Here is a 14,832-nt window from a genome sequence, read left to right on the forward strand (position 1 = left end):
TTTTGAAATCTATTATGCAAACAAAAACATATATTTGTCAAAATTGTGCTTGCCAAGAATTTATCTCACGTCCTTCGTTGTATGATATTTTTGAGCATCAAGAAGGAAAATTAGTCTTTGTAAAGTCAGAAATAATGGAAGAAAAAATTGAACTTTTCTGTCGCGAATGTTCGGAAAAATTAGACTTTGACCAAACAGACCTTACCTTCTAAAACCCGCACTTTCCCTACCAAAAAAAAGCTACCTCTTTTTCAAGAGATAGCTTTTTTTGTGTGAGCTGTGAAAAGGGCTTAGGCGTTTCTATTGCCACCACCACCGCCACCACGACGGTTGTTGTTGCCACCACCACCGCCACGACGGTTGTTGTTGTTATTGCCGCCGCCGCGTTTTTTATCACCACCGCCACGGTTGTTGTCGCGTCTGTCGCCGCCACCGCCGCCACGACGATTGCCGCCGCCACCGCGATTTTCAGCTTGTCCGCTGCCGCCGCCGCGCTCTTGCGCTTCAGTAGCTGCCGCAGGTGATAAGTCGGGCTTGCCATAAATTTCACCTCTGTAAATCCAAACCTTAATGCCGATTTTACCATAAATGGTATCCGCTTCTACGATAGCGTAGTCGATATCAGCACGAAGGGTATGCAAAGGCGTGCGCCCTTCTTTGTACATTTCTACACGTGCCATTTCAGCACCGCCCAAACGACCAGAAAGTTTGATTTTGATACCTACTTCAGGGTTTGTGCGCGTAGTAGAAGCAATCGCTTGCTTCATAGCTCTACGGTGCGACATACGCGCCTCAAGCTGCTGTGCAATGTTTTCACCCACCAAACGCGCGTCTAATTCAGGGCGTTTGATTTCGAAAATGTTGATTTGAATATCCTTTGAAGTAAGTTTTTGAAGCTCATTTTTCAAAGCCTCTACCTCTTTGCCTTCACGACCGATAACAACGCCAGGGCGCGAGGTGTGAATGGTAATGGTTACACGCTTCAAAGTACGCTCGATAACAATCTTAGAGATGCTACCACGTGGGATACGAGTACGAATATATTTGCGAATCTTTTCGTCTTCTACCAACTTATCGCCAAAATTCTTACCCCCGTACCAGCTCGACTCCCAGCCTCTGACGATGCCCAGGCGAAGTCCTATCGGATTTACTTTTTGTCCCATGTTGCTTAGTTGTTTTTAGAGTTTTGGTCTGATTCTAATTTTGAAGCGGCATCTTCTACTTGCGTAGCGGCTTCATTTAAAATTTTCTCCGTCATAGAAGAAAGCGAAGTAGCTCCTTCTTTTGGCACATCAACAACGAGCGTAACATGGTTGGAGCATTTGAGGATACGGTGTGCGCGTCCTTGTGGAGCGGGCTGAATACGCTTGAGCATTTTACCACCATCTACAAAAACACGACTTACGATAAGATTGCCAATTTCTGAGGTGTCTTCATTTTTTGCCTCCCAATTAGCGACTGCTGAAAGGAGCAATTTAGACATATAGCTGGCACCGATTTTACGCTCGAATTTGAGCATATCGAGGGCTTTGCTTACTTTCTGCCCACGAATCATATCGGCGACCAGACGCATTTTGCGAGGCGACATGCGCACGTTTCGCAACTTAGCTACTGCTTCCATATTGTAATGAAATAATTAAAGCCTTACAAAAGATTAGAGAACGAGGTCGTCAAGACGTGTCAGGGGCGATTAACGCTTGCCTTTCTTGTCTTTTTTCGCGATATGACCTCTAAAGTTGCGCGTAGGCGCAAATTCGCCTAAACGGTGTCCGACCATGTTGTCGGTAACATAGACGGGGATAAACTTATTGCCGTTATGGACGGCAAAAGTATGTCCGATAAAATCAGGCGCAATCATCGAGCGGCGCGACCAAGTTTTGATAACCCCTTTTTTGCCAGAGGCTTCCATGGCAGCGACTTTGGCTGCTAATTTGGCATCAATATAAGGACCTTTACGGAGTGAACGAGCCATAGATTACTTATTTGTTACGTTTGCTAATGATGTACTTGTTAGAATGTTTAGTACGGCTACGGGTCTTCTTACCTTTTGAGTACAAGCCCTTGCGTGAGCGAGGGTGTCCGCCAGAAGAACGACCTTCACCACCACCCATAGGGTGGTCAACGGGGTTCATCGCTACGCCACGAACGCGCGGACGATTACCCAACCAGCGGTTACGACCTGCTTTCCCTACCTGAACGTTCAAGTGGTCTGCATTCGAAACCGAACCAACAGTAGCATAACAAATAGCCAATACCATGCGCGTTTCGCCAGAAGGCAATTTCAAGATGGCATATTTGCCGTCACGCGCAACAAGCTGTGCATACGCTCCTGCACTACGCGCCATCACACCGCCACCGTTAGGGCGCATCTCGATGTTATGAACGATAGTACCTAATGGGATTTCGCTCATCGGTAGGGCATTGCCTACTTCAGGGGCGATTCCCGAACCCGACAACAGGGTCTGTCCTGCTTGTAAGCCTTGTGGCGCGATAATATAACGCTTCTCGCCGTCGGCATAGTAAAGCAAAGCCAAACGCGCAGTGCGGATTGGGTCGTATTCGATGGCTTTCACCGTAGCGGGAACGCCATGCTTGTCGCGTTTGAAGTCGATGACACGGTAGCGTTTTTTATGACCTCCGCCGCGATTGCGGACGGTCATTTTACCTTGCTCGTTTCTACCGCCTGTTCTTTTGTAAGGAGCTAAGAGCGATTTTTCGGGCGTTCCCTTCGTGATTTCGTCGAAAGAAGGTGCAATGCGAAAACGCGAACTTGGCGTTACAGGTTTGAGTTTTTTAACTGCCATAAAACAGAAATAGATTAGTGCGCCTACGGCTTTTCCGCACAATTCCTGCCCTTTGCTCTACGGGCAAGGGCTTTGCTGCACGCTAACTGCACAATAGGCTGCGATTTTGATTAAAAATCAAATAAAGAGAGAAAGCGTAAGGGACAAAGGCGGACAAGTTGCCGCCCCGTCGGGAAAGGTTAGCCTTGCGCCTGTGCTTCGTCGTAGATGTCAATCATCTGACCTTCGGCTAATTGGACGAAGGCTTTTTTGTAGGTCGCGGTGCGCCCTACAGAAACTCCTGACTTGGTCTGACGAAACTTAGGCTTTCCAATGATAATGGCTGTGCGTACCGCCTTTACTTCCACGTCGGGAAACATGGCTTCTACGGCAGCCTTAATCTGGGGCTTAGTCGCTTTCTTATTCACAACGAAGGCATATACGCCTTGTTCGTTGAGCTTGGTAGCCTTTTCGGTGATGAGTGGCTTTTGAAGTATATTTTTCATAAGAATTACAGAAGAAAGGGCAGCCTTACCGCCTTGCAGGGCAGAGCGCGTAAGTCTGCAAGATGGTTAGGCGTTGATTTTTTCCAAAGAGCTTTCTGCCAAAATAATCGTATCGGCATTGACGATATGATAGGTAGAGATTTCGTCTAAGGTAATCACTTTTGCCTTCGGAAGGTTGCGTGCCGAAAGGTAGAGATTGCTATTGGCAGAGCCTAAGATGAGCAAAGTCTTTTGCCCGCCTGCGTTCAGGTTTTGCAAAAACTGCTCGTAGGCTTTGGTTTTAGGCGCGTCCATTTGGAAATCTTCTAAGACAACAAGCTTGTTTTCTTTCGCTTTATAGCTCAAAGCCGACTTGCGGGCTAATTGCTTTACTTTTCTATTGAGTTTGAAAGAATAGTCGCGAGGTTCGGGTCCGAAGATACGACCACCACCGCGAATGGTAGGCGACTTGATGCTACCTGCACGCGCACCGCCTGTACCTTTTTGGCGTTTGATTTTGCGCGTAGAGCCAGAAACTTCGCCTCTGTGCTTGGCTTTGTGCGTACCCTGACGCTGATTTGCCAAGTATTGCTTTACGTCTAAATAGATGGCATGGTCGTTTGGCTCGATGGCAAAGACAGCATCATTCAATTCCGCTTGTCTGCCGGTTTCTTTGCCTTCTTTATTTAAAATGGAGAGTTGCATGATTCTTTTTCGTTGGAATGAGGGTGAAAACAAAACGCATCAAAAGGAGAGAGCTACCAAAAAAAGAAAATTCCCAAAGGGTCTCTTGCGGCTTGCTCGTTATTTCTCAATGCGGACAAAAGAATTGATAGCACCAGGGATTGCACCTGCTACTACAATTAGATGTGATTCAGGAATCACTTTCATCACACGCAAGTTCTTGACCTTGACACGTTTTCCGCCCATACGACCCGCCATGCGCTGTCCTTTGAAGACGCGCGAAGGGAAAGACGAAGCACCTACCGAACCGGGCGCACGCATACGGTTGTGCTGACCGTGAGTACTCTGCCCCACACCGCCAAAGCCATGACGCTTCACTACGCCTTGAAAGCCTTTGCCTTTGCTTGTACCGATAACATCTACGAAGTCGCCTTCGGCGAAGAAGTCGGAAGCGGTAACTTCCTGTCCTAATTCGAAGGTACGCTCGGCGGCGGCACGCATGGCTTTAAATTCTGCCACCTTGCGCTTAGGGGTAGTACCTGCTTTTTTGAAGTGTCCTTTCATTGCTTCGGGCGTGTTTTTCTCTTTGGCTTCACCAAAGGCGAGCTGAACCGCGCGATAGCCATCTGTGTCTTCTGACTTTACTTGTGTAACCACACAAGGACCAGCTTGTATAACTGTGCATGCGAGATTGCGTCCATCGGCACCAAATACGCTAGTCATTCCTATTTTTTTCCCAATTAAACCTAATGGCATGGTTTTGAATGGTTTTACTAATAAGTCAATTTGTTTGTACCCTCTTTTTCGCTTCTGCGTCTTATCAAACTAAGAAAACACAAAAAGAGAAAGTACGCTTTTTCCAGCTTTCTGAAAAAAGAGCAAATCGCTTATTCTATCTGTGGTAAAATGATTTTGAAAGCCTTAGCGAGGCTACTTTGGAAGTAGGCTATTTTCTATGCACAATAAAATAAAGCACCTTGCAGTCTATTTTTCAAATAGTACCTAATCAAGATGCTCCATTTTCGCCTTTTAAAAGCCTATAATTAGCTCAAAATAAGGGACAAGAGAAGGGCTACCTCTTCTAAGGGACTGCAAAGTTAGGCATTTGCTTTCATTCTACCAAACCTTTGCCCAACTTTTCTGCCTTTTTTTCAGCAGGTTGTAAAAAAAAGTTCCCCTTGTCGGGATAAATTTGAGATAACAATTTGGCAGTGCTGTTTTCTAAAAAAAACTACCATTTCAGACCCAAAATCAAAACGTCATCTATTTGGGCTTCGCCGCCCTGCTCACGCCAACTTTCGAAGGCTTGGTCTAAAAGGTGGGCTTGGGTAGTGAGCTTTTCTGTCGCAATTTCCTCTAATAATTTTTTAAGCCTTGCGATACCAAATTTTCGGTTGTTTTCGCCCCCAAATTGGTCTTGAAAGCCGTCGGAAAGGAGATAGAAAACAGTGGGCGAAGTCGTATCGATGCTTTTTTTGGTAAAAAGGCGTTCCTGCTCGCGCTGCTCGCCGCCGATAGGCATCTTGTCGCCTTTGAGCAAATGCAGCCCTGTATGATTGAAATAGAGAAGCGGATTTTTAGCTCCTGCAAATTCTATTTTTTGGGTCAGGGTATCTATGACTATCAGACTCAAATCCATGCCGTCGCGATTGGCAGTATGAGCCTGTTGGAGAGCCTCTCGCACGCCTTTGTGGAGGGCGTTGAGAATCAGGTCGGGGCTTGTTTGGCGGTCTTGACGGACAATTTTGTGTAAAATTTCGTTGCCCAAAACGGTCATGAAAGCCCCCGAAACGCCATGTCCTGTGCAATCTATGGCGGCAACGACGATTTTTTCGCCTACTTTTTCTACAAAATAAAAATCGCCTGAAACGATGTCGCGCGGCTTGAAAAGGATAAAAAATTCGGGCAATAGGCTTTCAATGGCTTCTCTTTTGGGCAGAAAAGCCTCCTGAATCCGTCTTGCGTAGTTGATGTTTTGCGTAATGTGCAGGTTTTGTTCTTCTAAGGCGCGTTTCTGTATTTGCAACTCTTGGGTGCGCTGCTCTACTTTTTCTTCCAAAACCAAATTTTGCTGGGCTATGATGCGGCGATTTTCCTCCGCAATCACTAATTTTTCGCGCTCGGCTTCTTTGCTGCGATAGCCCAAACCCAACGAAAAAACAATCAATTCTACCAAAACGCCCACCTGCACGACAACGCCATCAGTATCAGGATTGGCACTTGAAAAAATAACTTCTTTGAGAATTGCAAAAAATAGGGGCAGCGTCATTGCCAAATAGCCCAAGACGATATAAGTTGTCAAAACTTTGCTAACTTTCCACGTTGCGCCGATAAGCACCAAGCCGCCCAAAATATCTATCAGAAAAAGAACCTGAATCCCTGCATTTTCCAAAATGAGGCGAGGCGTGTCGTGATAATACAAAAGCGCAAGCACAATCGTAAGCAGGCGAAAATAGACCCAAAAGCGAAAATAGCGATTGAGTTGGGGTCTGATTTGTGGAATGTGTAAAAAATAGCGAATAAATTGGGTGTAAAGCAAGGTTACAAAAAGTGCTGCAAAATTGGTAAAAACAGTGAGCAAGATAGGCTCTTCCCAAACAAAAAGAAAGGTATCTTCAAGCCCAACGATTGCCATGCCCAAGATATAAAATGCGTAGTAAAAATAAGCCTTGTCGCGGACAATAAAAAAGAAGAAAAGATTATAGAAAAACATCAGCAGAAAAGCTCCCCGAAAAAATAGCTGTCGTCCTCGCTGTTGCGCTTGTTGTGCCAGAGCCACTTCGGGAATTTGAACGATAAAGCCTTCATTTTCAAGGTCTTGATACGAATTTCGCGCCCTTAAAAGAAGCGTAAGGGTATCGGCAGCAGGAATTTCGAGCAACAGGGCAGGCGATTTGTCTTGCCAATTTCGCTTGGAAAGTGGCACGTGCAGCCCCGTTTGGAGCGATTGCAAAACCTTTTGTTTGCTATCAAAAAGTAGGGCTTCGAGGCTATCAAAAGGGGGAACGGTGAGCAGATAGCGCGTTTGGGTAGGGTTTTGGTTGAGGAGTTTGATTTTAAAAAAATAAGAAACACGCGGTTTGAAGTGGGCAGGCAGGGTTTGATTTTTTGCCCAAAGGGAATCCTGCAAAAAATAGGCAGGCGAAAAATCTTGTAGCGCGGTGCTTTCATAAAAGGCTACCCAATCGGGCGCAAGCCGTTTTTCTAAGGGTGCATTTTTTTCTAAAATTAGCGTTTTTTCTTGCGCCCAAAGCGCATTCGAACCTAAAAATCCTACCAAAAAAATAAAAACATTGGCTAAAAAAATGCGAAAAGCCATTTCAGACACAAACTTTTTGGTATCTAAAAAATGGCTTCTCTGAAAATAGCTCTCCTGCCGCATGCGCTTTATTTGTTGTCTTTTTTTGTTTTGTAAAAAACGCAAGGTAGCCATCTTTCGCTGCAAAAGCAAATTTGCGGCATCGAGGATTTTCCAACAGCTTTTCAAAAATCTTTGCCTTGCGAAAAATAATCTGCTCCCCCTTCCTGCGGCTCTATGGCGATAAGACGCGCCAAGGTCATCTTGACCAAAATGGCGGAGGCTTCGGGTATGGAAATGGCGGCAAGTTTGGCGAAATTTTCTACATTGATGCGCTTATGACTCCCCAAATATTTGAGTAGCCACTGCTCTTTTTCGCCATAATTGACAAAGGTATCTTTGGGATTGCTTTCGGCTTTCAAAATCTTGCGCATCTCACGACTGGCTTGTAGGCTTTTATCCAAACTGCGAATGTAGGCGCGACCGATTTTGCCCTTCGAGTCGTGCAAGAGAAAGACGGGCTTTTGGGTGTGGGGTTTGATGTCGAAGACCAAGACCTCTTTTCCCTCTGTGCGCGGCACTTCGATTCGATGGAGTTGGTATTCTATCTGCGGCTTGCAAAACTTTTGCAGGGTAGTGGCAAGTGCGTAAAGTTCCTCGTCGGGGTGTTTGAGTCCATTGATAGTGCCATCATCGGAAACGCCAATAATAAGTTTGCCACCTTTGGTATTGGCAAAGGCAACGGCTTCACGCGCAATTTTATGCGGATAATAGACTTTGCGTTTAAATTCTATTTCCAAACCTTCGCCTTGTGCAACAAAACGGCGTAGTTCTTTGAAGGTCATGGGTGCAAAGGATTTGAGTGGGCAAAAGGGCGATACCGAAGTAGTCTTTTTTAGGTAGGGGCTTATAGGTCGGAAACGACATAGAGGCTATCTAAGTTCCGTCCGTAGCCATCATAGTCCAGACCGTAGCCGACGACAAATTGGTTTTCAATTTCAAAGCCTACATATTTGACTGAAATATCGTGCTGCAAGGCAGTAGGTTTGACCAAAAGGGCAGCAATTTCAACATCTTCTACGCCTTTTTCGCGCAGATAAGCCAAAATCTTGACCATCGTATTGCCCGTATCTACAATGTCTTCTATCACCACGACGCGGCGATTGCTTAGGTTTTCATTCAAACCAATTAGCTCCTGCACCACACCGCTGCTCTGCATCTTATCCTGATAGGAGGCATATTTGACAAAAGAAAAGTGGCAGGGAATGGCGATATAGCGCACCAAATCGGCAGCAAAAACAAAGGAACCGTTTAGCACGCCAATAAAAAGCGGCAAATCGTTTTGATAATCCGCCTCTATGCGTTTTCCCAAATGCGCCAAACGCTGGGCAATCGCCTCTTTGGAAAGTAGGGGCTTGAAATAACGGTCTTTGACCAAAATAGGCGCGGCGTGGTCGGCAGGGTCGGACGAGGCAGTAGAAAGCGTCATGGGCAGAAAGGCGTTTTGTTTTTTTAGAAACAACAAAAAAAAGGCTTTTTCTGTTTAATTCAAAATCTTGACAAAAAAAGCACCCCAAACAAGCAAAATCCGCCAACAAACGACGAAAAAGTAAGTAGGATTTACTTAGCCGACTTAATAGAATCAAAGGGCTATTTTATCGAAAATAAACGCCTTTTGAAGGGCTGTGGCGCAACTTTTGGTAAGAAGGATAACAAAAAAAGCGACCTTATTGTCTTCTATCCGAAAAAGACATAAAGCCAAAATCTTACATGCCTTTTTTTTCCTTTTGGCAGCAAAGCGACAATTTTACCAAATATTCTCTTGTTTGTTTGGTAGAAAAAAATTATCTTTGATTAGGAATAAAACCCCATTCGCCCTGCTTGGCTTTCCGAAAAGCCTTTTCAAACTATTCATCTTTTGTCTTCTCTCTCATGACGCGCATCAAGCCCTCGATTTTGGAACTATTGGAAAAGGAAGAGTCCATTTTTTTGAAAATGGATAAATATACGGAGGTGAAAGAAATCATCACAACCGACCCCCTTTTCAAAGCCACCTCTTGGGCAGGCTACCGCTTTTTGGCGCAAATGCCCCCTGAATTAGAGCCTATTATCGCCGAATTGGTCTTCAAGACCATACAAAAGCAAACCCTACAAAGCCTCACACTCAACCAGACGCTGCACCCTTTGTTGCCTTTTTCTATCAAAATTAAGTTCTTTCCTACCGATAAAAATACCATAGGCGCAACCCTAACACGATACAAAGAAGATTATATCGCCACTAAATTTTACGAGCGCGTGCCTGTCATGACGCTTTATCTAAATGAAACCGACGAGGTAATTTGGGCAAATCAGCAGTTTTATAGGAAAGCAGCCTTCGAGCCTACGCAACTTATTTCAGAAAATGCACGTGATTTTTTGAAAATAAATCCCAAAATCTTACAACATGATGCCTTAGCCATCAAAGAGCCGCACCTGCGCACAGAATACAAACTTTTAAAAGGCGATGGAGGCTTTTTGCACGTTATCCTGACGGCAACGCGCCAATACGACGACGAAGGGCGATTTATTTGTACGGTAGTGGTTTTGCGCGATATTACCGAAATGAAGCTCACCCAAATAGAATTAGAGTACCAAAAACTTTCTATTGATGAGGCGGCGATTGTGGCGGCTACTGATGCAAAAGGCGATATTATTTATGTCAATAACAAATTTTGTAAGATATCGAAATATTCGCGCGAAGAACTGATTGGGCAAAATCACCGCTTGCTCAAATCGGGCTATCATGAGCCTTCTTTTTTTGTAGAGATGTGGAAAACTATCGCTTCGGGCAAGGTCTGGCGCGGCGAAGTCTGCAACAAAGCCAAAGACGGTTCGCTATATTGGGTCTATACGACGATTATCCCCTTTTTAGACGAAAAAGGAAAGCCCTACCGCTATCAGTCTATCCGCTTCGAAATTACGAAAAGAAAAGAATTAGAGGACGAAATCAAACACTATACCGAGCATCTGGAAGAAGTAGTAGAGGAGCGCACACAGGAATTAAAGTTCAAAAGCGATTTGCTTTTTGAAATGAATGAAGAACTGCTGTCGCAAAACGAAAGATTAGAAACTAAAAATAAGTACATTCAACAAAGCATCAACTATGCCCAACGCATACAAGATGCGATTTTACCCAAAGAGGCACATCTGCCTGCTTTTGTCAAAGATTACTTCCTGCTTTATCAGCCAAAGGACATTGTTTCGGGCGATTTTTATTGGTGGTATCAAGATGCAGAAACACAGCGTTTTGTGTGGGTCATTGCCGACTGCACAGGGCATGGCGTACCCGGTGCTTTTATGTCTATGATTGGCATGACGCTTTTAGATGAAATTGTCAAGACCAAAAATATCTTTGCGCCTGCCGAAATTCTCAATCAGATGCGCGTAGAAATTGGGCGAGCCTTGCAGCAGGATATTACACAAAATCGCGACGGCATGGATATGAGCGTAGTCTGTTTTGAGGGAAAGACCCAAAAAATCCACTTTGCAGGAGCGCGAAACCCCATTTTATTGATTCAACAAGGGCGTTCTTATTGGCTAAAAGGCGATAAAATGAGCATTGGAGGCAGACTGGTGCGCAACGAACCTTTCCAAGAACAGACCTTTGATTGGCTCGAAGACACACAAATCTATGCCTTTTCAGATGGCTACGCCGACCAGTTCGGCGGCGAAGACCTGCGCAAATTTTTGAGTGCCAATTTCCGTAGCCTGCTTCTTTCGCAAGCGCACCTCCCTATGAGCGAACAGAAAGCCGCTATCCAAGCCGCCCACAAAGCATGGAAAGCAGGGCAAGACCAAATCGACGACATCTTAGTGATGGGCTTGCGGGTGTGAGGAGGGAGTTTGTAAATGGTTTATGCCACAAAAATTTTCTTTGCTTTTTTCTAAAAGCCTTGTGAGGTGATGCCAAACCTTGCGAGGTTTTTACTTTTTCAGACAGGAAGGATTTTCTAAAAATTTCCTCTACTAACAAGTACACAAAAAAAGTGCCTTGTAGCAAGCTACAAGGCACTTTTGCAGAGAGAGAGGGATTCGAACCCCCGGTACCTTTCAGTACAACGGTTTTCAAGACCGCCGCTTTAAACCACTCAGCCATCTCTCTATTTTTATAGAAGGCAAACAAGTTGCTTAAATCGCATTGCCTACAAACTTTTGAAGTGTTATAGGTCTTTTTTGTTTTCAAGTCCTTTTGTCTTGAATTGTGATGCAAAGGTAGAGCTTTTTTCAATGCCTGTCAAGTCTTGGGGGCTTTTTTTTTGAAAAATTTTACAAAAAAATCACAACCTACTCATTTTCAAGGATTTTCTTTATGTTAAGAAATGATGAACACAAAAAAAGTACGGCTGCGGTTTTTATCTGCCCGAAAAGAACTTGTAAGGAGCGAAAAACTTTCCGACCTTTGTCCTACCTTTGCTCGCCTTTATTTCTAAATTTGCCACTATGTCGCTCGAAATGCTCGCCTCTTTCTTGGGTTTTCTTTGGGATTCGAAAAACCAACACGCCCTTCAAGCCCCTTTTCTCTACCATCTCTACCTCGATACCATTCGCAAACCCAAACACTACTATCCTTTTGAAGCCTTAGATGCGCTGCGTGCCAAACTTGCTACCCAAAAAGAAGCAATTAGGGTGCAAGACTTTGGTGCAGGCGAAAAAGGGAAAAAGGCAAAAACAGCACAAGGCGAAAAACGAAAGATTAACCAAATTTTGAAACGTTCTACCCTTTCGCCTTATTGGGCGAAATTTTTATTCCGCTTAGTGGCAGAGCGCAACCCAAAAGGTATTCTCGAATTGGGTACGTCTTTGGGGCTTACAACCCTGCATCTGGCTCTGGCAAGCACCGCCGCAAAGGTCGTTACCTTCGAAGGTTGCCCCAATATTGCCGCCTTAGCACGCCAAAACTTTGCACAAATAAAAGAGCAGCCCACTTTCAATCCCGACAATATTCACCTCGAAGTAGGAAATATAGACCAAACTTTGCCCCTTTTTTTAGAAAAAAACCAAAAAAGTGCGTCCCCGCTGCCCTTAGATTTTGTCCTGATAGATGCCAACCATACCGAAGCGGCAACGCTACACTATTTCGAGCTACTGCTGCCTTATCTGAACCAAAAAAGTTGGGTTGTCTTTGACGATATTTATTGGTCTAAGGGCATGCAAAGGGCTTGGACGCAAATTAGGCAGCACCCAAAGGTGCGCTTACAGGTAGATTTATTTAAGATGGGGATTCTTTTTTTCAACCCCGAATTAAGTCGAGAGCATTTCAAACTTAGAACTTTTTTATGATTTTATTTTTCAAAAATTATTTTATCTTTCTTATCTACCTTTTTCACAAATATTTTTGTTTTTTCAATCCTGACGATTTCTACTTCCGAACCTGCATCTACCCATTCGCCCAAAGGGCTAACCTCATACACTTGCTGGTGAAAAATAGCGTTGCCCATCGGACGCAAAGCCGACTGCGCCTTGCCCTTTTCGCCTACATTCAACAAACTAACAGAAAGTAAATGCTCGTCATTAAATTTGCCTTGCAGGGTTTGTTTCAAACTCAAACGCTCCCAAGTTTTGGCTTTCAGACCATAAAACAAAGCCCCCAAGCCCAATGCCACACCTGCCCCCAAAACAGCAACACTTGCCGTCAGACCAAATGAAAAAAAGGCTATAACGGCACTCAAAAGGGCTAAAAATGCACCCAATAGCCCCAATTTACCCGAAGGCAGGAGAAATAACTCGCCTATTAAAAAGGCAACTGCCGAAAGCATCAAAAAAATAATAATGAAAGTTTCCAAATTGCTGCCTTAAAATATGATTTTGCTATGATTGATAGATTTTATCCCTGCTTGTGTTCTCAAAATTTGAGCGAAATAAAATTTGGATTGAACCTTTTTCGGGTCTGAAACGCCTTTGTGTTTCAATCAAACTTAGGACAAGGCAATGCCTTGTCCCTACATTTGAAAATGATTTTTTTAGAACCAAACGCGATGGCAGCGAATAGGGTCGGAAAACGCCCTACTTGCGCACCACTACTTGAAAATCCTTTCCGCCTCTTTGTACGAAGACAGCATTGCCTAAGTTGGTAAAGTTTTGTAGCATTTCAGCATCATAGTTTTTTACCGTAATTAACTCTAAGTTAGATTCGAGGGTAAAATCTAATTGACTGCCCATGCTGGCTTGCAATGCCTCCAACTTTCTTTCGTCCGTATCCAAACAGACATAAAAAGCCGTTGCAGAAGTCTGTAAGAGGTTGATTTTGAGATTGAAACGGGCAAGCTCGTTGTGAATATACGCTAAGGTATTCTTTTCATTGATGGAAGCCAAATCGCGCTGCTGAAAAGTACAGAGCGTCTGATTGCCTTTTACGATAATGGCAGGCAGGGCAGGTTGTGTAGGGAAATTTCCAATGACAGTGCCTTCTTGGTCGTAATTGATAAAAGAACGCACATAGAGCGGAATGTTTTTCGCCGCTAAGGGTCTGATGGTTTTGGGGTGAATGACCGTCGCGCCGTAATAGGTCATTTCGGCAGCGTCTGAATAGTTGATGTGAGTGAAAAGACGGGTGCTTTTGATGCGTTTGGGGTCGGCATTTAAAATTCCTGCTACATCTTTCCAAATCGTAACCGACTCGGCTTGCAGGCAATAGGCAAAGATGGCAGCGGTAAAATCTGACCCTTCTCTGCCCAAAGTCGTTGTTTTGCCGCCTATCGTTCCGCCCAAAAAGCCTTGTGTGAGGATAAAACGCACATCTAAAATAGGCAGCAATTCGGATTTGATGAGCTGTTCCGACCATTCCCAATCCACTTGCCCTTCGCGCCAACGCTCGTTGGTCTGGACAAACCTACGGGCATCTACCCAAAGGCATTTGTCGTTATAGACCGTTTTTAGATATTCAGCGACAATGGCAGTAGAGATAAGTTCGCCAAAACAGATGATTTGGTCGTAGTGTTTGTCCCAAATGGGTTCTTGCTCCTCCAAAGTGGCTTCTAATTGGAAGAAATACTTTTTGAGGGTACGAAAAATAACCGCCTCTTCATTTCCTTCGAAAAGGTCGAGGGCAATTTGTTGGTGATAGGCTTCTAATTCCTTCAAGACCTGTTTATAGACTTGCGGCTGCCCCTTTCGCGCGGCATGAAAAAGGTCTTCTAAGTGGTTGGTAGTCTTTCCCATAGCCGAAACGACGACGACAAGTTTGTCGCCCCTTTCGAGGTAGGTTTTAAGAATTTGGCTCACATTTCGAACCGCAGCGGCATCTTTAACCGATGCGCCGCCGAATTTGAATACTTTGATGGGATTCAAGCCGATAAAGAAATTAGAGGGGTGAATAATACGCTACAAGTCAATAAAATGGGCTTTTCGCCCAAGAAAAGAGAAGAATCTCGCTGCAAAGGTAGGCGATTGTCGGGACATGAAAAATCAAATGCTTGTTAAATTTCTGTATTTGAAAGGGTAGTGAGCAGAAAAAAACGTCGACTTATTGCCTTTTGTGTATCTTTGTTTGGCAGATAGGGTTTTGAAACCAAATAGGCAGCCTCGCTGGGCAGTATCGAAAACC

General features: G+C 44.5%; 15 protein-coding genes and 1 tRNA gene. 3 read left to right on the plus strand and 13 right to left on the minus strand.

Features of this window, described 5'->3' with window-relative positions; all coding sequences use genetic code 11:
• The first annotated feature begins 14 nt into the window (after positions 1–14).
• Positions 15–212 (plus strand): hypothetical protein, encoded by a 198-nt coding sequence (locus G500_RS0112770; RefSeq protein WP_027002836.1) that lies wholly within the window; start codon positions 15–17, stop codon positions 210–212.
• 78 nt (positions 213–290) lie between these two features.
• Here G500_RS0112770 and rpsC read toward each other — a convergent pair whose 3' ends face one another.
• From rpsC to hpt, 10 genes are all read right to left on the minus strand, one after another.
• The gene (gene rpsC / locus G500_RS0112775; protein WP_027002837.1) at positions 291–1,163 is read right to left on the minus strand and encodes a 30S ribosomal protein S3; all 873 of its coding nucleotides are present in this window, start codon (positions 1,161–1,163) and stop codon (positions 291–293) included.
• A 5-nt stretch (positions 1,164–1,168) separates the two neighbouring features.
• Positions 1,169–1,621 (minus strand): 50S ribosomal protein L22, encoded by a 453-nt coding sequence (gene rplV / locus G500_RS0112780; protein WP_027002838.1) that lies wholly within the window; start codon positions 1,619–1,621, stop codon positions 1,169–1,171.
• Between the two features lie 69 nt (positions 1,622–1,690).
• Entirely contained in the window at positions 1,691–1,972 is a 282-nt protein-coding gene (gene rpsS, locus G500_RS0112785; protein WP_027002839.1) for a 30S ribosomal protein S19, read from the minus strand.
• A 7-nt stretch (positions 1,973–1,979) separates the two neighbouring features.
• The gene (rplB, locus tag G500_RS0112790; RefSeq protein ID WP_027002840.1) at positions 1,980–2,804 is read right to left on the minus strand and encodes a 50S ribosomal protein L2; all 825 of its coding nucleotides are present in this window, start codon (positions 2,802–2,804) and stop codon (positions 1,980–1,982) included.
• Between the two features lie 179 nt (positions 2,805–2,983).
• On the minus strand, positions 2,984–3,289 hold the full coding sequence (gene rplW / locus G500_RS0112795; RefSeq protein WP_027002841.1) for a 50S ribosomal protein L23: 306 nt from the start codon (positions 3,287–3,289) through the stop codon (positions 2,984–2,986).
• Between the two features lie 66 nt (positions 3,290–3,355).
• Positions 3,356–3,973 carry a 50S ribosomal protein L4 gene (rplD, locus tag G500_RS0112800; RefSeq protein ID WP_027002842.1) on the minus strand — a complete coding sequence of 206 codons (618 nt, stop codon included), beginning with the start codon at positions 3,971–3,973 and terminating at the stop codon, positions 3,356–3,358.
• A gap of 99 nt (positions 3,974–4,072) precedes the next feature.
• Positions 4,073–4,708 carry a 50S ribosomal protein L3 gene (gene rplC / locus G500_RS0112805; RefSeq protein ID WP_027002843.1) on the minus strand — a complete coding sequence of 212 codons (636 nt, stop codon included), beginning with the start codon at positions 4,706–4,708 and terminating at the stop codon, positions 4,073–4,075.
• 475 nt (positions 4,709–5,183) lie between these two features.
• Positions 5,184–7,439, minus strand: a complete 2,256-nt coding sequence (locus G500_RS0112815) for a 7TM diverse intracellular signaling domain-containing protein (RefSeq protein WP_027002844.1) — start codon at positions 7,437–7,439, stop codon at positions 5,184–5,186.
• The gene (locus G500_RS23445) at positions 7,436–8,095 is read right to left on the minus strand and encodes an AlbA family DNA-binding domain-containing protein (protein WP_035757370.1); all 660 of its coding nucleotides are present in this window, start codon (positions 8,093–8,095) and stop codon (positions 7,436–7,438) included. Before G500_RS23445 ends, G500_RS0112815 begins: the two co-directional genes overlap by 4 nt.
• A 62-nt stretch (positions 8,096–8,157) precedes the next feature.
• Complete coding sequence (hpt, locus tag G500_RS0112825; RefSeq protein ID WP_051203609.1) at positions 8,158–8,739, minus strand: hypoxanthine phosphoribosyltransferase; 582 nt, start codon at positions 8,737–8,739, stop codon at positions 8,158–8,160.
• 443 nt (positions 8,740–9,182) lie between these two features.
• Between hpt and G500_RS25115 the strand changes: the two genes are divergently transcribed.
• On the plus strand, positions 9,183–11,123 hold the full coding sequence (locus G500_RS25115) for a PAS domain-containing protein (protein ID WP_027002846.1): 1,941 nt from the start codon (positions 9,183–9,185) through the stop codon (positions 11,121–11,123).
• A gap of 183 nt (positions 11,124–11,306) precedes the next feature.
• Here G500_RS25115 and G500_RS0112845 read toward each other — a convergent pair.
• Positions 11,307–11,391, minus strand: a tRNA-Ser gene (locus G500_RS0112845).
• Between the two features lie 308 nt (positions 11,392–11,699).
• Between G500_RS0112845 and G500_RS0112850 the strand changes: the two genes are divergently transcribed.
• Complete coding sequence (locus tag G500_RS0112850; protein ID WP_161626133.1) at positions 11,700–12,569, plus strand: O-methyltransferase; 870 nt, start codon at positions 11,700–11,702, stop codon at positions 12,567–12,569.
• A gap of 2 nt (positions 12,570–12,571) precedes the next feature.
• On the opposite strand, the gene G500_RS23455 is transcribed toward G500_RS0112850, so the two are convergent.
• Positions 12,572–13,072, minus strand: coding sequence for an NfeD family protein (locus G500_RS23455; protein WP_051203570.1), 501 nt, complete (start codon positions 13,070–13,072; stop codon positions 12,572–12,574).
• Positions 13,073–13,292: 220 nt separating this feature from the next.
• Complete coding sequence (locus G500_RS0112860) at positions 13,293–14,576, minus strand: aspartate kinase (RefSeq protein ID WP_051203571.1); 1,284 nt, start codon at positions 14,574–14,576, stop codon at positions 13,293–13,295.
• Between the last annotated feature and the right edge of the window lie 256 nt (positions 14,577–14,832).

It is taken from the genome of Hugenholtzia roseola DSM 9546 (genome assembly GCF_000422585.1).
GTDB lineage: Bacteria > Bacteroidota > Bacteroidia > Cytophagales > Bernardetiaceae > Hugenholtzia > Hugenholtzia roseola.